Origin of the sequence: Variovorax sp. Varisp36, assembly GCF_047304235.1 — a bacterium.
Lineage (GTDB): Bacteria > Pseudomonadota > Gammaproteobacteria > Burkholderiales > Burkholderiaceae_C > Variovorax.
In genome coordinates, this window is sequence record NZ_JBGLYU010000002.1 from 202555 (window position 1) to 219454 (window position 16900).

18 protein-coding genes and 2 riboswitches are annotated in these 16900 nt (G+C 67.3%); of the genes, 12 read left to right on the forward strand and 6 right to left on the reverse strand.

What is annotated here, in order from left to right; all coding sequences use genetic code 11:
• The first annotated feature begins 29 nt into the window (after positions 1–29).
• Positions 30–611 (forward strand): peroxidase-related enzyme, encoded by a 582-nt coding sequence (locus tag ACCD11_RS02690; RefSeq protein WP_413312200.1) that lies wholly within the window; start codon positions 30–32, stop codon positions 609–611.
• A 106-nt stretch (positions 612–717) separates the two neighbouring features.
• Here the strand turns inward: ACCD11_RS02690 and ACCD11_RS02695 are convergent, their stop codons facing one another.
• Genes ACCD11_RS02695 through ACCD11_RS02705 form a run of 3 tightly spaced genes read right to left on the reverse strand, consistent with a single transcriptional unit; the run spans position 718 to position 3797 of the window.
• Positions 718–2469, reverse strand: a complete 1752-nt coding sequence (locus tag ACCD11_RS02695; protein ID WP_413312201.1) for a phosphoethanolamine transferase — start codon at positions 2467–2469, stop codon at positions 718–720.
• A 46-nt stretch (positions 2470–2515) separates the two neighbouring features.
• Positions 2516–3106 (reverse strand): phosphatase PAP2 family protein, encoded by a 591-nt coding sequence (locus ACCD11_RS02700; protein WP_413312203.1) that lies wholly within the window; start codon positions 3104–3106, stop codon positions 2516–2518.
• The gene (locus ACCD11_RS02705) at positions 3093–3797 is read right to left on the reverse strand and encodes a phosphatase PAP2 family protein (RefSeq protein ID WP_413312205.1); all 705 of its coding nucleotides are present in this window, start codon (positions 3795–3797) and stop codon (positions 3093–3095) included. Before ACCD11_RS02705 ends, ACCD11_RS02700 begins: the two co-directional genes overlap by 14 nt.
• Positions 3798–3939: 142 nt before the next feature.
• Between ACCD11_RS02705 and ACCD11_RS02710 the strand changes: the two genes are divergently transcribed.
• Both ACCD11_RS02710 and ACCD11_RS02715 read left to right on the forward strand, forming a co-directional pair.
• The gene (locus ACCD11_RS02710; RefSeq protein ID WP_007834469.1) at positions 3940–4614 is read left to right on the forward strand and encodes a response regulator transcription factor; all 675 of its coding nucleotides are present in this window, start codon (positions 3940–3942) and stop codon (positions 4612–4614) included.
• A complete protein-coding gene (locus ACCD11_RS02715; RefSeq protein WP_007834467.1) occupies positions 4611–5963 on the forward strand; it encodes a sensor histidine kinase in 1353 nt (450 codons plus the stop codon). The genes ACCD11_RS02710 and ACCD11_RS02715 overlap by 4 nt, the downstream gene beginning before the upstream one ends.
• Before the next feature lie 20 nt (positions 5964–5983).
• On the opposite strand, the gene ACCD11_RS02720 is transcribed toward ACCD11_RS02715, so the two are convergent.
• The 3 genes from ACCD11_RS02720 to ACCD11_RS02730 are packed head-to-tail and all read right to left on the reverse strand — an operon-like array spanning position 5984 to position 8096.
• The gene (locus ACCD11_RS02720) at positions 5984–6406 is read right to left on the reverse strand and encodes an acyl-CoA thioesterase (RefSeq protein ID WP_413312207.1); all 423 of its coding nucleotides are present in this window, start codon (positions 6404–6406) and stop codon (positions 5984–5986) included.
• Complete coding sequence (locus ACCD11_RS02725) at positions 6403–7293, reverse strand: DMT family transporter (protein WP_413312224.1); 891 nt, start codon at positions 7291–7293, stop codon at positions 6403–6405. Before ACCD11_RS02725 ends, ACCD11_RS02720 begins: the two co-directional genes overlap by 4 nt.
• 20 nt (positions 7294–7313) lie before the next feature.
• On the reverse strand, positions 7314–8096 hold the full coding sequence (locus ACCD11_RS02730; protein ID WP_007834461.1) for an SDR family oxidoreductase: 783 nt from the start codon (positions 8094–8096) through the stop codon (positions 7314–7316).
• Between the two features lie 122 nt (positions 8097–8218).
• Here ACCD11_RS02730 and ACCD11_RS02735 point away from each other — a divergent pair, with 122 nt between their 5' ends.
• From ACCD11_RS02735 to gcvH, 9 genes are all read left to right on the forward strand, one after another.
• A complete protein-coding gene (locus ACCD11_RS02735; RefSeq protein WP_007834459.1) occupies positions 8219–9916 on the forward strand; it encodes an electron transfer flavoprotein-ubiquinone oxidoreductase in 1698 nt (565 codons plus the stop codon).
• A gap of 116 nt (positions 9917–10032) precedes the next feature.
• Positions 10033–11052: a D-erythronate dehydrogenase gene (gene denD / locus ACCD11_RS02740; protein WP_413312209.1), complete on the forward strand. Its 1020-nt coding sequence runs from the start codon at positions 10033–10035 to the stop codon at positions 11050–11052.
• Positions 11053–11104: 52 nt separating this feature from the next.
• Complete coding sequence (locus tag ACCD11_RS02745) at positions 11105–12073, forward strand: TRAP transporter substrate-binding protein (RefSeq protein WP_056522366.1); 969 nt, start codon at positions 11105–11107, stop codon at positions 12071–12073.
• Positions 12070–12564: a TRAP transporter small permease gene (locus ACCD11_RS02750; RefSeq protein WP_056522364.1), complete on the forward strand. Its 495-nt coding sequence runs from the start codon at positions 12070–12072 to the stop codon at positions 12562–12564. Before ACCD11_RS02745 ends, ACCD11_RS02750 begins: the two co-directional genes overlap by 4 nt.
• Positions 12561–13838 carry a TRAP transporter large permease gene (locus ACCD11_RS02755; protein WP_413312212.1) on the forward strand — a complete coding sequence of 426 codons (1278 nt, stop codon included), beginning with the start codon at positions 12561–12563 and terminating at the stop codon, positions 13836–13838. Before ACCD11_RS02750 ends, ACCD11_RS02755 begins: the two co-directional genes overlap by 4 nt.
• A gap of 157 nt (positions 13839–13995) precedes the next feature.
• The gene (locus ACCD11_RS02760) at positions 13996–14532 is read left to right on the forward strand and encodes a hypothetical protein (RefSeq protein WP_007834449.1); all 537 of its coding nucleotides are present in this window, start codon (positions 13996–13998) and stop codon (positions 14530–14532) included.
• Between the two features lie 45 nt (positions 14533–14577).
• Positions 14578–14985: a YkvA family protein gene (locus tag ACCD11_RS02765; protein WP_413312214.1), complete on the forward strand. Its 408-nt coding sequence runs from the start codon at positions 14578–14580 to the stop codon at positions 14983–14985.
• A 45-nt stretch (positions 14986–15030) separates the two neighbouring features.
• A riboswitch (glycine riboswitch) is annotated at positions 15031–15120 on the forward strand.
• Between the two features lie 12 nt (positions 15121–15132).
• Positions 15133–15236, forward strand: a riboswitch (glycine riboswitch).
• A 47-nt stretch (positions 15237–15283) separates the two neighbouring features.
• On the forward strand, positions 15284–16459 hold the full coding sequence (gene gcvT / locus ACCD11_RS02770; RefSeq protein WP_413312216.1) for a glycine cleavage system aminomethyltransferase GcvT: 1176 nt from the start codon (positions 15284–15286) through the stop codon (positions 16457–16459).
• 44 nt (positions 16460–16503) lie between these two features.
• Positions 16504–16875 carry a glycine cleavage system protein GcvH gene (gcvH, locus tag ACCD11_RS02775; RefSeq protein WP_007834443.1) on the forward strand — a complete coding sequence of 124 codons (372 nt, stop codon included), beginning with the start codon at positions 16504–16506 and terminating at the stop codon, positions 16873–16875.
• Positions 16876–16900: the final 25 nt, after the last annotated feature.

Sequence of the window (16900 nt, forward strand, 5' to 3'; positions counted from 1 at the left end):
CCATCAAAGCAACCCGCACCGGAGACAACATGGCCGCAGAGCGCTATCCCCTCGCCGAACTGAAAGACCTGCCCGAAGACATCCGCACCGCGATCCTCGCGGTGCAGGAAAAGGCCGGCTTCGTGCCGAACGTGTTCCTCGGTCTCGCGCGCCGCCCCGCCGAATGGCGCGCCTTCTTCGCGTACCACGACGCGCTCATGCTCAAGGAGGAAGGCTCGCTCACCAAGGGCGACCGCGAGATGATCGTCACCACCACCAGCGCGGCCAACAAGTGCCTGTACTGCGTGGTGGCGCACGGCGCGCTGCTGCGCATCTACGAGAAGAAGCCGCTGGTGGCCGACCAGGTGGCGGTGAACTACCGCAAGGCCGACATCACGCCGCGCCAGCGCGCCATGCTCGACTTTGCGATGAAGGTCTGCGAGCGCTCGCACGAGATCGACGACAGCGACTTCCCGCCGCTGCACGCGCACGGCTTCGACGACGAGGACATCTGGGATATCGCGGCCATCACCGCCTTCTTCGGCCTGAGCAACCGGCTGGCGAGCTTCAGCGGCATGCAGCCGAACAACGAGTTCTTCCTGATGGGGCGGCTGCCGCGCGAGAAGAAGTGAGCCTGATTTGATGCGGGGTCCGTTCAGGGCGTGTGCACAGGGCACCGGGTACTCCTCTGCGCGAATGCCCCTGGGCCATCAACCGCAGGCAAGCTCCGATAGAAGCTCAGCCCTTGCCGCGACAAGAAGCCAGTGCATCCAGCGCCGGCTTGTAGGTAGGCGTGGCGACGTCCATCACGCCCAGCACCGTGTGGTACAGGTTGTCGTGGGTGAGCGGCGTGTCGAGCCCCGCCTCCATGCACGAACGCGAAAGCTTGCGCCGTTGACTCATGCCTTCGCTGAACCACGTGACCATCGGCACGTGCTTCTGCGCCTCGGGCGCGAAGCTGTACGGCACGCCGTGCAGGAACAGGCCGTATTCGCCGAGCGACTCGCCGTGGTCGCTCACGTACAGCATCGCCGGGTCGTACTGCTTCGATTGGGCCTTGAGCCAGTCGATGGTCTGGCCTAGGAAGCGGTCGGTCTGCACGATCGAGTTGTCGTACACGTTCATGAGCTCGGCGTGGCCGCACTCGGCCAGCGCATTGGTCTTGCACTCGGGCAGGAAGCGCTTCACGTCGGGCGCCGAGCGCTTGTAGTAGGCCGGGCCGTGGCTGCCCATCTGGTGCATCACCAGCACGACCCCCTTGGCGCGGCGCTCGGCCGGCAGCGCGGCAATGCGCTCGTCGAGGCCCTTGAGCATCACGTCGTCGAGGCATTCGTCGCCGTCGCACAGCGCCTTCTTGGTGGCGGCATCGAGGCCTTCGAAGGCCGAGGCGTTCGGCACGCGGACACACACACCCTTGCAGCCGGCCTGGTTGTCCAGCCAGAAAACGGCCAGGCCCGCAGCCTGCAGCACGTCAACCAGTGTCTCGTAGTCGTCCTTGCGCGATTCGTAGCCTTCCTTGCCCAGCGGCGAGAACATGCACGGCACGGAGGCCAGCGTGTTGGTGCCGCAGGAATGCACCTCGCGGTAACTCAGCACACCGCGCCTGGCGAGTTCGGGCGTGGTGTCGCGCGCATAGCCATTCAAGGCGAAGTGGTCGGCGCGAGCCGTCTCGCCCACCACCACCACGAACAGCGGTGGCTTGGTCTGGGCCGCATAGCTGGCGCCCAGCGCCGTGCCGGCGGTGATCGGAATCAGCTTGCCGCTGCGCTTGAACAGCGGCTTGATGAACAGCGAGCCCGTGGAATAGAGCGTCGCGATGGGGTTCATCATGTAGCGCAGATGAACGTTGTTGCGCATCAGCGGCGCCAGCTCGCGGTTCATGGACACCGCCGCGCCCAGCGCGACGAGCACCGACAGCAGCAGCAGCGCGGCGTTGCGCCAGAGCTTCGACAGAAAGCGCATCGGCGTGACGCGCACCCGCCACAGCAGCCAGGCCGCGGGCAGGACCACCACGCCGACGTTGAAGGCCATGCGCCAGCTCAGCAGATCGCGCGCCTCGTTCGGATCGGTCTGCAGCGCGTTGGCGATCATGGTCGGGTCCATCACCACGCGGTACTGGAGCATGTAGTGCTGGACCACCGCGGCCAGCACGACCACGGCGAGCCACAGCGGCTTCATCCAGCGCGACCAGGCGGTCAGCGCCAGCATGGCCGCCGAGCCGCACAGCGTGAGCAGGCTCATGGCCACGATGGTGGACATGTAGGTGCTCGGCGCACCGCCGATACGGGCCAGCTCGTTCCACAGCGGCCAGTTGGTGGTCAATACGAGGTAGAGGCTGAGCCAAAGAACGAGCACGGCGGCCGAACGCGGCTGCTTCAACCACAGGTTGAAGCGCTCCCACGACGTACCGGAGGCGGGTGAGTGCGGCGTTTTGGGGTCAGAAGTGCTCGCCCGCTGCAGGGGTGCGGGCTCGATTCGCGAAACAGACATGCGGCGAATGTAGCGAGTCCGCCTGAAGCGAGCCTGAATTGCCCCTTCAGTCGGTGTTCAGGCTGGCCCGGCGCAGTCGCATCTTCGCGCGCCTGCGCGCCACGAGCGCGCCGGAAGCGGCCAGGCCCAGCGGCCGGCTGACGCCGCGTTCCACAACGACCGACACCATCGCGCCCAGCACCGCCGCCACGACGACATCGGAGGGGAAATGCAGGCCCAGGAACACCCGGCTCCATGCCACCACAACAGCCACCAGCAGCGCCGCCAGCATGGCTGCGCGGGAAGGCAGGCACCAGAGCGAAAAGGCGGCGGCAAAGGTTCCGGCCGCATGCAGGCTCGGAAAACCGGGCCGCACGCCCTGGGGCACCCACTGGATGCCAAGGCCATAGAACGCAGGCCGGGGAACCGGCATCAGCGTGCGGATCATGTTCACGATCAACCACACGGCCAGCACGCTCACCAGCACCGTGAACAGCGCATGGCGCCAGCGCCGGCTGAACAGCGCGCAGACCCCGATGGCGAGCGTCAGCAGGGCCGGCAGCAGGTTGGAGGAGAACTCGGCGACACGCAGGCTCCACGCAGGCACCGAAGGGTCCGCGTTGATCAGCCTGAACAGTGCGAAATCAAGATCCTGCATGTGCGGGCATCGCCGGCTTCAGCGTGCGCGATTTGAAGCGAGTCACCGCCGCCTCGATGACGAAGCCCACCACCCAGCAGACCCACGCGGTCCAGAGGGTGTGGCTCATGTAATGGGCGCCGCGCAGTTGCTGCGACGCGCCCAGCACGAACCCCGCAACCACGGACACCCCCAGCCAGATCGCCGCCGCACGGGACGACACCCGGCGCAGCACGAAGTACCCGCCCACGTAGGCAAAGGCCGCAGACGCATGGCCGGCAGGAAAACACCCGCCCGGTCCGCCATCGTTGACGCCCCACGACCAGTGCGACACATACCGTGCAACGCCGCCGAACTCCTGCAGGTCCCACGGGCAGCTGGTCTGGCTGGCATGCTTGAGCACGCTGACGGCGATCACCGAGGCCAGCACCGTGAGCGCCAGCTGGACGCGGCCCCCGGTGCTCAGGCGGCGCAGGAAGCCGAACGGCCACCGGATTGCGGCGAACGATGCGATCACGAGCGCCCAGCTCAGGTTCCGGGCGCCCTCATGCATCACGTGAACCATGAAAGGGTTGTCGCGCAAGGGAAAACCCGCGTGCGAACCTGCCATGCGCGCCAGCGCCAGGTCTGCCCCCGTCGCGTCCCATGCCATCAGTGCAACCAGTGCAAAAAGGGTCAAGACCCCCAGGCGAAATAGCGGGAAACGTGTCATGAACGAAGGCGGGACTGAAAAACAGACGCGAGCCTACGTTCGCGGAATGAACCCAGCCTGAAGCAAGATGAACCGAACCTGACTGGCAGGCCCCGTGCAACCGGGCAGCGCTAGACTCCATTTTTTGTTGGAAGGACATGGCGTGCGCATATTGCTGGTCGAAGATGACACTGCGTTGGCAGATGCCGTCTGCAGCTACCTGCTGGCCAAGGCCTTCGTGGTCGACGTGGCTTCGAGCCTGGCCGACGCCCGCGGCGCCCTGCTTTCGGTGCAATACGCGGCCGTGCTGCTCGACCTTCACCTGGGCGACGGCGACGGCCTCTCGCTGCTGCCGCAGGTGCGCGCCCTGCCCGAGCGCCCCATCGTCATCGTGCTGACGGCACGCGACCAGGTGACCGACCGCATCCGCGGCCTGGATGCCGGCGCCGACGACTACCTCATCAAGCCCTACGACCCCGCCGAGCTGCTGGCGCGCCTGCGCGCGGTCGAGCGCCGCCGCAGCGCGAGCAGCTCGCCGGTGCTGCAGCTCGGCACGCTGGAGATCGACCTGGCGCACGACATGGTGCGCAAGGACGGCTCGCCGATCACGCTGACGCAGAAGGAATGGGCGCTGCTGCGTGTCATGGCCACGCGACCCGAGCGCATCCACACGCGCGAGAACCTTGCCGATGCGCTCTACGGCTTCGGCGACGAGGCCGACAGCAACACGCTCGAGGTCTTCATCAGCCGCCTGCGCCGCAAGCTGGGGCGCAACCACATCCAGACGCTGCGCGGCCTCGGCTATCGCCTGTCGTTCTCGGCGGACGACGACGAATGAGCCTGAACAAGCTCGTGGCCGGCCGCGACACGCTCGCGGGCCGGCTGACCCGCACGCTGATCCTCTGGGTCGGCGGCGTGTGGCTGCTGTGCGTGTTCGCCGTGGTCTGGTATGTGGACCGCGAGATCAACCACAACTTCGACAACGAAATGGTCGAAGTTTCGCACCGCATGTTCGCGATGGCCGTACAGGAACTGGAAAAGCTGCAGCACCCCAGACAGGAGCCGCCGCGCGAACCGCTGATCGCGCCCAAGCAGCTGTTCTCCGAGGACGCGGTGATCTACCAGATCGTCGACCTGCACGAACACGTACTGCTGCGCTCCGCCGAAGCGCCCGCGGACACCTTCGATGTGCCGCTGGCCGCCGGCTTCGCGAACAACCCGAGCTGGCGCATCTACACCGTGCGCCATCCGACGCTGGGCCTGTTCTTCCAGGTGGCGGACCCGCTCGACGAACGCCGCCATGCCCTGAACCGCACGCTCTTCGGCCTGATCATTCCGCTCGTCGCGGTGCTGCCGCTGCTCGCGCTGGTGTTGCGCAACGTGGCGCGTGCCGAGCTGCGGGCGCTGCAGGAGCTGGCCGGTGAGATCGAGAAACGCAGCGGCGCCGACCTGAGCCCGATCGCCCTGCCCGGCCTGCCGAGGGAGCTGCGCACCGTCGGCGACCACGTCAACCGGCTGCTGGAGCGCCTGTCGCACTCGCTCGACGTGGAGCGCGCGCTGGCGGCCAACGCCGCGCACGAACTGCGAACACCGCTTGCCGCCGCGCGCCTGCGGCTGCAGACCGCGCTCGAACACGACCTGCAGCGCAACGACGTGCAGGCCGCGCTCGATGCGCTGCGCACCCTCAGCCACCGCACCGAGAAGCTGCTGCAGCTGTCGCGCGCGGAATCGGGCGCCTCGCTCACACGCACGCGGGTCGACCTGGTGCAGCTCGCCGGCGCCGTGGCACAGGACTTCTGGCAAGACCCGCGCAACACCGAGCGCCTCGTGCTCAAGGTGCCCGACAGCGCCACGCCCCTGGCCCTCGGCGACTTCGACGCACTCGCGATCGCACTGCGCAACCTAGTGGAGAACGCGCTGCGCTACGGGGGTGGCCGCGTCGTCGTCGAGGTGACGGCGCCCTGCACCCTTGCCGTGCGCGACTTCGGCCCCGGCGTGAACCCCGCGCAGCTCGAAACCCTGCGCGAGCGCCATGTGCGCCATAGCTCCGACCGCGCCGGCTACGGCCTGGGCATCTCGATCGTGGGCACCATCGTCGAGAAGCACGGCGCGAGGCTCGAACTCTCGTCGCCGCCGGCGGCCGCGGCGCATGGCTTCGAGGCTCGCATCGTGCTGCAGCCGGCCTGAGCTGCGTCAGCGGCTCCTGCTCAGTCGCTCACCAGCGTGCGCAGCCAGTCGGGCAGCGCCAGCGCCTTCTGCTTCGGGAAATCGACCCAGATGGTGGTTGCGCCGCCGGCCGCGCAGATCACGTCGGGCGCGTCTTCGCGGACCATGGTGGCCCAGCTTTCGAAGGTGGTGCGCCCCGGGTCGCTCACGTACATCTTGATCCGCACGTTGCCCGGGTATTCGATCTGCCGGTAGAAGTTGCAGAAGGCATTGACGATCACCATGCCCTCGCCGCCCGGCGCGGGCTCGACACCGATCGAGCGGATCCAGTCGATGCGCGCGGTTTCGAGATAGCGAAAGTAGGTGCCGTTGTTCAGGTGGCCCATGGCGTCCATGTCGCCCCAGCGGATGGGGATCGACATTTCGTACACGAGCTTCTTCTTTTCGGGGATTTCGATTCTCATCGGTGAGCCTTGATGGATGCGAGGATGCCCAGGACGAACAGCAAGGCAGCCAGCCATTCGGTGGCCAGCGGCCAGCGGCCGTCCCAGAGGAAGGAATAGAGCAATGCGAACAGCGTCTCGCTGACGATCAGCTGGCCGCACAGGCTCGCAGACAGCCGCTGGCTCGCGACGTTCCACAGGATGGTCGCGAGCCACGACGAACCGAAACCGCTCGCCAGTGCGATCCAGATGAACAGCATGCCGTCGGGCTGCGACCGCAGCGTGGCGGCATCGCTGCCCGCCGCCGCCCACAGCAGCAAGGCCCCGAGGCCGGTGGCAATGCCGAGCCAGTTGGCCCAGTCGGCCGCGTGCACCTCGCGGTGCCGCTGCAGCCAGGCGGCGTTGAGCAAGCCGTAGACCGTCCAGCTCACCATCGAGCACAGCGCCAGCGCAATGCCCCCGCCGAAGCGCGCGCCAGCACCACTGCCCGCGCCGCCGTGCGCCGACCAGGCGCCCCAGATCATGAGTGCCATGCCCGCGCCCGTGAGCAACAGCCCGGGCAGCAAGGCCCGCATGTGCAGGCCCGCGGGCCGGCCCAGCAGCATCATCCAGACAGGGATCGTGCCGATGACGAGGCTCGGCACCTCGGTGCCGGCTGCCGCGATGCCGAAGGCGAGCAGCAGGTAGTAGCCGCTGAAGCCCAGCACGCTGAGCCCCAGCGCCGCGAGCGCCTGCCGACCGTTTGGCCAGCGCACGGCGGCCGGCCGCGCGAACACCGCAAGCCCCGAGACCGCGCCGAACACGAGAAAGCGCGCGGCGGTGATGTCGACCATGCCGAATTGGCCCACCATGCGCGGCGCTACGAACACCAGCCCCCAGAGCGCACCCGCGCCCAGGCCGGCGGCAATGCCGGTCCAGGCCCGCGGACTCAGAGCGCGAACCCGTCGTCGGCCGCAATGACGGCACCGTTCACGAAATGGCTCTCGCCGCTGGCCAGCAGCACGATCAGGCCGTCCAGGTCCTCGGGCTTGCCCACGCGCTTGCGCGGCAGCATGCTGACCAGCCTGGCGCCTGCCTCGGTGGTCCAGTGCTCCTCGTTGAGTTCGGTCGCGATGTAGCCCGGGCACAGCGCGTTCACGTTGATGCCGAAGCGGCCCCACTCGAGCGCCATGGCCTTGGTCATCTGCACCACCGCGGCCTTGCTCATGCAATACGTGCCGATCTGCGGCATGACCTTGAGCGCCGCCGACGAGGCGATGTTGATGATCCGCCCGCCGATGTAGGTGCCCGGTGCCGTGCCCGTGGCGCGCGCCAGCATGCGCTTGCCGACTTCCTGCGCGACGAAGAAGGAGCCCTTCACGTTGGTGTCGAAGATGTAGTCGTAGTCGTCGGGCGTCACGTCCTGCAGGCGCTGCGTGGTGCTCACGCCCGAGTTGTTGACCAGGATGTCGATGGGGCCGACCTCGGTCTCCGCACGCGCGACCGCGGCCTTGATGCTGCCGATGTCGGTCACGTCGAGCTCGACCACATGGGCGTCGCCGCCCTCGCCTTCGATGCGGGCGCGCAGCTCCTTGAGCTTCTCGACGCGGCGGCTGGCCAGCACCACGGCGGCACCGGCGCGCGCCAGGGTTTTCGAGAACTGCGCGCCGAGCCCGCTGGAGGCGCCGGTGACGAAGGCCACGCGGCCGGAAAGATCGATGCTGTAAGCCATGGACTGGATCCTGTGGAGTCGCGCAGGTGACGAAACAGGCCCGTCCGCGAGTGACACGGACCGCCCGTGGACGCCGCATAAAATGCCCCGCGCCTCGAAAAATCATTATCGACCCAACCCACATGACCCACGACGAAATCCTCGCCCAGTTCGGCCCTCGCGAAGCCATGGAATACGACGTGGTCGTGGTCGGCGGCGGCCCGGCCGGCCTCTCGACCGCGATCCGGCTCAAGCAGTTGGCCGCGCAGCACGAGAAGGAGATCTCGGTCGTGGTGCTCGAAAAGGGCTCGGAGCCCGGCGCGCACATCCTCTCTGGCGCCATCATGGACCCGCGCGCGCTCAACGAGCTGCTGCCCGACTGGGAGGAACTCGGCGCGCCGCTCAACCAGCCCGTGACCGACGACGCGATGGTGTTCCTCGGCGAGAAGTCGGGCCTGCGCACCCCCAACCTGTTCCTGCCGGCCTGCTTCCAGAACCACGGCAACTACATCATCAGCCTCGGCGCCTTCACCAAGTGGCTGGCGCAGCAGGCCGAGAACATGGGCGTCGAAATCTTCCCGGGCTTCCCCGCGGCGGAAGTGCTCTACAACGAAGACGGTTCGGTGCGCGGCGTGGCCACCGGCAACATGGGCGTCGGCAAGGATGGCGAGCCCACCGAGAACTTCCAGCTCGGCATGGAGCTGCTGGGCAAGTACACCGTGTTCGCCGAAGGCGCGCGCGGCCACCTGGGCCGCCAGCTCATCGCGAAGTACAAGCTCGACGCCGGCAAGGACCCGCAGACCTACGGCCTCGGCGTGAAGGAAGTGTGGGAGATCGACCCCAAGCGCCACCAGCCCGGCTTCGTGCTGCACACGGCCGGCTGGCCCATGAAGAGCGACACCTATGGCGGCGCCTTCCTCTATCACATGGAGGACAACAAGGTCACGATGGGCTTCATCACCGGCCTGGACTACAGCAACCCCTACCTGAGCCCGTTCGAGGAAATGCAGCGCTGGAAGCTGCACCCCAACATCCGCTGGTACCTCGAAGGCGACGAGGCCCAGGGCATCAAGCCGGCCAAGCGCATCGGCTACGGCGCGCGCGCCATCACGGCCGGCGGCCTGATGTCGCTGCCCAAGACGGTGTTCCCGGGCGGCGCGCTGGTCGGCTGCGAGGCCGGCTACCTCAACGTGAGCCGCATCAAGGGCAGCCATGCGGCCATCAAGACCGGCATGCTGTGCGCCGAAGCCGCCTTCGAGGCGGTGCAGGCCGGCCGCCAGCACGACGAACTCACGGCCTACCCGGCCGCGTTCGAGAAGAGCTGGCTCTACACCGAGCTGAACAAGGCGCGCAACTTCAAGGCCTGGTTCAAGAAGGGCCTGGGTATCGCGACCTTCATGAACGGCATCGAGCAGTGGCTGCTCAAGGGCCACATTCCATGGACACTGCACCGCAACAAGCCCGACCACCTCTACCTGAAGCCCGCTTCGGAGTGCAAGCCCATCGTCTATCCGAAGCCGGACGGCAAGCTCACCTTCGACCGCCTCTCCAGCGTGTTCATCAGCAACACCAACCATGAAGAGCAGCAGCCGGCCCACCTGACGCTGAAGGACGCGACGGTGCCGGTCAACATCAACCTCGCCAAGTTCGCCGGCCCCGAAAGCCGCTACTGCCCGGCCGGCGTGTACGAGTTCGTGGGCACCGAGGACGGCAAGCAGCGCCTGCAAATCAATGCGCAGAACTGCGTGCACTGCAAGACCTGCGACATCAAGGACCCGACGCAGAACATCGTGTGGGTCACACCCGAAGGCGGCGGCGGGCCGAACTACGTGGGCATGTAAGGCCTCCTTGCCTCGTCGGCGAGCCCTCTTCGGAGGGCTTTTTCATTTCGGCTCTCCGCTGCGCTTCGTGTTGCCGGAGCCTCGCGTATTCTGGCGGCTCACAGGAGACAAAACCCATGCACATCGTCATCACCGGCGGCGCCGGTTTTCTGGGCGCTCGCCTCGCCCGCACGCTGTTGAAGCAAGGCCCCCTCTCGCTGGCCGGCGCACCGGCCCGGCCGATCGAGCGCATCACGCTGGTCGACCGCGTGGGCGCGCCCGTCGACCTCGCGTCCGATGCGCGCATCGCCACCGTGACGGGCGACCTCAACGCGCAACTCTCGCTCGATGCAGACGCGACCGTCTGGCGTGAAGCCGATGCCGTCTTCCACCTGGCCGCGGCCGTGAGCGGCGAGTGCGAGGCCGACTTCGACCTCGGCATGCGCAGCAATTTCGCAGCCACGCACGCGTTGCTCGAACGGGTGCGTGCGCTTGGCACGAAGCCAGTGCTGGTGTTCGCCAGCTCGCTCGCGGTGTTCGGCGATTCGCCCGAGCAGCCGCTGCCGAAGGTCATCGAAGACCACACGCTGCCCACGCCGCAGACCAGCTACGGCATCCAGAAATTCATCGGCGAGCAGCTGGTGGCCGATTTCACGCGCAAGGGCTTCGTGCGCGGGCGCAGCGTGCGGCTCATGACGGTGAGCGTACGCCCGGGCAAACCCAACGGCGCGGCCTCGGGCTTCTTCAGCGGCATGATCCGCGAGCCGCTGGCCGGCCTGCGCGCGGCCTGCCCCGTGCCCGATTCGACGCCTGTCGCCATCGCGTCACCGGCGCGCACCATCGAGGGCATCATCCGCGCCGCCGAGGCGAGCGACGCGCAGTGGGGCCCGCGCACCGCGCTCAACCTGCCGTCGCTGGCCACCACCGTGGGCGAGATGGCCGCGGCGCTGGAGCGCGTGGCCGGCAAGGCCGCCACCGCCCTGCTCGATCGCACGCCCGACCCGGCGATCATGCGCATCGTGAAGACCTGGCCCGGTCGCATAGAGACCGCGCGCGCCAGGACGCTGGGTCTCGACTGCGACGAGAACTTCGAGACGGTCATTCGCGAGTACGTCCGTGAAAATCCCGACGCGGTGAAACTCCCTGGTGTTGCATAGTCGGGGCCAAGCGCACCTGACGCGCTCCTGACCTCAACTCCCCGGAGACACCATGAAATTCGGCCCCATCGCCGCCGCTTGCCTTTCGCTCGCCCTGAGTTCGGTCGCCTTCGCGCAGACGACCATGAAGATCAGCATCTCGACGGCACAGAACTCCCACCAGGGCGTGGCCATCGACACCTTCGCCAAGGAAGTCGAGAAGCGCACGGGGGGCCGCTACAAGGTGCAGACCTTCTACAACGGTTCGCTGGGCGGCGAGCGCGAGTCGATCGAGGCGGTGCAGCTGGGCACGCAGGAACTGGCCTTCTCCTCGACCGGCCCCGTGCCCAACTTCGTGCCCGAGACCAAGATCCTCGACGTGCCCTTCCTGTTCCGCGACAAGGCCCATGCGCGTGCCGTGCTCGACGGCCCCATCGGACAAGACCTGCTGACCAAGTTCGACGCCAAGGGCTTCAAGGCGCTGGCCTGGGCCGAGAACGGCTTCCGGCACATGACCAACAGCAAGCGCGACGTGAAGGCCCCCGAAGACCTCAAGGGCCTGAAGATGCGCACGATGGAGAACCCGGTGCACATCGCGGCCTACAAGGGCTTCGGCATCATCACCACGCCGATGGCCTTCCCCGAGGTGTTCACCGCGCTGCAGCAGGGCACGGTCGACGGCCAGGAGAACCCGCTGCCGGTCATCATCTCGGCCAAGTTCGACCAGGTGCAGAAGCACCTGTCGCTCACGGGCCACGTCTACTCGCCCTGTATCTTCCTGATGAACAAGGCGAGCTTCGACAAGCTCAGCGCCGCCGACAAGCAGGCCTTCCTCGACGCCGCCAAGGAAGGCACCAAGGCCAACCGCGCGCGTGTCGACGAGGACGACGCCAAGGGCGTGGCCGACCTGCGCGCCAAGGGCATGACCGTGATCGACAACGTCGACAAGGCCAAGTTCGTCGCCGCGCTGGCACCGGTGAACGCCCAGTTCGAGAAGGAATTCGGCAAGGCGAATCTCGACAAGATCCGCGACTACAAGTGAAAGAAAAATTCCTTGGCATCGAGCGCTGGACCACCGGCGTGTCGATGGTCCTGGCCTGCGTGATGCTGGTCATTGCATCCGCCCTGGGCGTGTTCCAGATCATCACCCGCTTCGTGCTGGAGCAGCCGGCCGAGTGGAGCGAGATCCTGATCCGCGTGAGCCTCATCTGGATGGTGTTCCTCGGCATCCCGATGGCGTTCCGCCAGGGCGCGATGGTGAGCGTGGACGTGCTCTACCGCTGGAGCCCGCCGCGCGTGCGCCGCGTGCTCGACGCGGTTGTGAGCATTGCGGCGCTGGCCCTGATGCTCGTCATCCTCTGGTGGGGCTGGGACTATGCGATGCGCGGCCGCGTCCAATCGATGGCCGGGCTCGAGAGCCTCTCCATGATGTGGTCCTACCTGGCGCTGCCGGTCGGCTCGCTGTTCTGCCTGTTCGGCATCGTCGGCAATTTTCTCGATCCCAAGCGGCTCGAACTGGAGACCGCGCAATGAGTGTCGTGATGGTTGCAACGATGGTGGTGTGCTTCGCACTGTCGATCTCGGTGGCGGTGTCCATCGGGCTGGCGTCGATCCTGGGCATCCAGGTGGCCAACGCCAACATGCTGATCTCCGTCAAGGAGATGTTCAACGCGATCAACAAGTTTCCGCTGGCGGCCATCCCGTTCTTCATCCTGGCCGGCAACCTGATGGAAACCGGCGGCATCTCGCGCCGGCTGGTCGAGTTCGCCAAGAGCATCGTGGGCGGCGTGCAGGGCGGCCTGCCCATGACCTGCGTGCTCACCTGCATGATCTTCGCGGCGGTGTCGGGCTCGTCGGTAGCCACCACCTTCGCGATCGGCGCCATCCTGATCCCGGCGCTCATCAAGCACGGCTACCCCACGGCGTACGCGGCGGCGCTGCAGGCCACCAGCGCCGAGCTGGGCGTGATCATCCCGCCCTCGATCCCGATGATTCTCTACGGCGTGAGCGCCGAGGTGTCCATCGGCGAGCTGTTCATCGCGGGCTTCGGCCCCGGCATCCTGATCAGCCTGGCGCTCATGCTGTTCGTCTGGATCTACTGCAAGTGGAAGGGCTGGGGCAAGAACGACGGCGACGGCCGCATGCCCTTCGGCCGCGCGCTGTGGCAGGCCGGCTGGGCGCTGCTGATGCCCGTCATCATTTTGGGCGGCATCTACGGCGGCATCTTCACGCCGACCGAGGCCTCGGCGGTGGCGGTGTTCTACGCGCTGGTGGTGGGCATAGTGATCTACCGCGAGATCAAGCTGCAGGACCTGTACGCGATCCTGCGCAAGTCGGTGCTGTCGTCGGCGGTGATCATGTTCATCATCGCCAACGCGGGACTGTTCGCGTTCCTGATCACGCGCGCAGGCGTGCCCGACGCCATCGGCCACTGGCTGCAGGAAGTGCTGAAGTCGCCCGCGATGTTCCTGCTGGGCGTGAACGCGGCGCTGTTCATCATCGGCATGTTCATCGAGACCAGTGCGGCCATCATCGTGCTCGCGCCGATCCTGGCGCCGGTAGCAGTGCACTTCGGCATCGACCCGGTGCACTTCGGGCTGATCATGGTAGTGAACCTCGCGCTGGGCATGATCACCCCGCCCTTCGGCGTGAACCTGTTCGCGGCCTGTACGGTGGCCCGCATCTCGCTCGACCGGATCATTAAATACCTGGTGCCCTTCGTACTGGTGATCCTGGCCTGCCTGATGGTGATCACCTACGTGCCGTGGATCTCGCTCGCGCTGCGGGACCTGGTCTACGCCAGGTAGCCGAGGCGCGGTCCACGCCGGGCAGCGCGCCCGGCGTGCGGCGGAACGCGCGGGGCCGCCCCGGGGCAGCCAATGGCCCTGCGAGGCAAACGGTTCATGAAGATGTCATCGGTTGCAACGATGCTGCGGCCCTCGACTCCCCAAAGCTGTGGCTGCCATGTTTCCCACCAAGACCGACAAGGCGCGCGACGAACTCCAGGGCGGACAGCGCACGCTCAGCCAGCGCGAGCGCGCCCTGCTGCTGATGGCCGACGGCCGGCGCTCGCTGACCGACTTCAGCGCGCTGTTCCCCGACCGGCATGAAGCCGAGCTGGCGATCCGGGCGCTGATCCAGAGGGGCTACCTGCAGAGCCCGCAAGCCGCGGACGCACCGGCACCCGCCCAGCCCGTGCCGATCCCCGCCAACGAACCGATCCGCCTCCCCACCTCGGCCGATACCTTCGACGGCAAGCGCTCGCTGGCCACCACGCGCATGTTCCTGTTCGACATCTGCGAGCGCATGTTCGTGCGGCGCGACCCGAAGTTCGCGCTGCAGATGCGCGACGCACTGCGCGAGGCGCGCGACCGCGAGGCGATGCTGACCATCGCCGCGCTGATGCTGACCGAGATCGAGAAAACCGCCGGCGTGGAGCGGGCCGAATCGCTGCGCGAGCGCATCGACCGGCTGCTGCCGCCGGCCGAAATCGTTCATTGAAGAGCGCACCCCGGGCGCGAACGCAGCCTGTGACACCATCGCGAGGTGAACTCCGCTCCTGAAAAACCGCCCCTGTCCGACCGGCTTCGCGCCTGGGCCCGGCGCGTCAAGCGCGACGGCGTCACGCTGTGGTTCGCCGGCAGGCATGCATCCACCCCGTGGTATGCCAAGGCACTGGGCATGTTCGTGGTCGCCTACGCGCTCAGCCCGATCGACCTCATTCCCGACTTCATCCCGGTCCTGGGCTACCTCGACGACGTTCTCCTGCTGCCGGGGCTGATCTGGCTTGCGATCCGGATGATTCCGCCGCCGGTGCTCGCGGAGTGCCGCCGGCAAGCCGACGACTGGATGCAGAAGTCGGGCGCCAGGCCGACCAGCCGGTATGGCGCCGCGCTTGTCGTGGCCGTGTGGATCGCGGTCGGCGTCGCGGCGTGGCGCCTGTGGTCGCGATAGGGTGAAGGGCAATTCCGGGGCTGCGGGCTGCGCGATCCACTACACTTGCCGGGGTCAGGAGAGAGCCCCGCACGCCGGGGCCGCCGAAGGCGCAGGGATTCCCGAACGCTCAGGCAAAAGGACTGACAAGGCACTGGTGGACACCGGTGTTTCCTTGCTGGAGAGAGGCCGTTGCCAAGCAACGGCCCACCGAAGGAGCAAACCCCGATCGTGGGGCGAATCTCTCAGGTAAAGCGGACAGCAGGGGTGGCCCATGGCGTTGCAGCCATGGATTTCGACTGCCCCTTTGGAGTGCCCCGTGGCTGCTTCTTCCGCTCCCTCCGACGCCCCTCTTCTCAAGACGCCGCTGTACGACCTCCATCTGGAGCTCGGCGCCCGCATGGTGCCTTTCGCCGGCTATTCGATGCCCGTGCAATACCCCGCCGGCCTGATGGCCGAGCACAAGCACACGCGCGATGCGGCCGGCCTGTTCGACATTTCCCACATGGGACAGCTGCGCCTCGTCGGGCCCGATGCGGCAGCCGCCTTCGAAACCCTGATGCCCGTCGACGTGATCGACCTGCCCGCCGGCAAGCAGCGCTACGGCCTGCTGCTGAACGACGAGGGCGGCATCCTCGACGACCTGATGTTCTTCAACGAAGGCCACGGCTCGATCTTCGTGATCGTGAATGGGGCCTGCAAGGTGGCCGACATCGCGCACATCCAGCAGAAGATCGGCGCCCGCTGCGACGTGCAGCCCCTGCCCGACCACGCCCTGCTCGCACTGCAAGGCCCGCAGGCCGCCGCCGCACTCGCGCGGCTGTCGCCCGGTGTCGAGCGCTTCGTGTTCATGACGGGCGGCGCGGTGCAGATCGGCGGCATTCCCGCCTTCGTCACCCGCAGCGGCTACACCGGCGAGGACGGCTTCGAGATCTCGGTGGCCGCCAAGGGCGCCGACGCCCTCGCCCGCCTGCTGCTGGCCCAGCCCGAAGTCAAGCCCATCGGCCTGGGCGCGCGCAATTCGCTGCGGCTCGAAGCCGGCCTGTGCCTGTACGGCAACGACATCGACACCACCACCACGCCGGTCGAGGCCTCGCTCAACTGGGCGATGCAGAAGGTGCGCCGCACCGGCGGCGCGCGCGCAGGCGGCTTTCCGGGCGCCGCGAAGGTCCTGGCGCAGCTCACCGCATCCACCGTGGGCGCGGCAGGCCACACCGATCACGACACGCTGAAGCGCAAGCGCGTGGGCCTCGTTGCCCTCGAACGCATTCCGGTGCGCGACGGCACGGTGCTGCAATCCTTCGAAGGCCAGGACATCGGCCTCGTCACCAGCGGCTTGCTCGGCCCGACCGCCGACCGCTGCATCGCCATGGGCTACGTGGCCACCGCCTTCGCCGAGCCGGGCACGCGCATCCAGGCCATCGTGCGCGGCAAGCCGGTACCGATGGAAGTCTCGACCATGCCTTTTGTGCCCACCCGCTACTACCGCGGCTAGGCTACGCACCCCGATCATCATTTTTTCCACGAGGAGTTTTTTACATGAGCATCAAGTACACCAAGGACCATGAATGGGTCTCGGCCGAAGGCGGCGCGGCCACCGTCGGCATCACCGTGCACGCGCAGGACGCGCTGGGCGATGTGGTGTTCGTCGATCTGCCCGAAGTCGGCAAGACCTTTGCCCAGGGTGAAGTCGCCGGCGTCGTCGAATCGGTCAAGGCCGCGGCCGACGTGTTCATGCCCGTGTCGGGCGAGATCACCGAAGTGAACGAAGCGCTGCGCGCCGACCCCTCGCTCGCCAACAGCGACCCGCTGGCCGGCGGCTGGTTCTTCAAGGTCAAGCTGAGCGAGCCGGCGCAGCTCGACGCGCTGCTCGATGCGGCCTCGTACGACAAGTTCGCCGCCGAGTCTTGATGCGCTGCTGAACACGGACCACCGC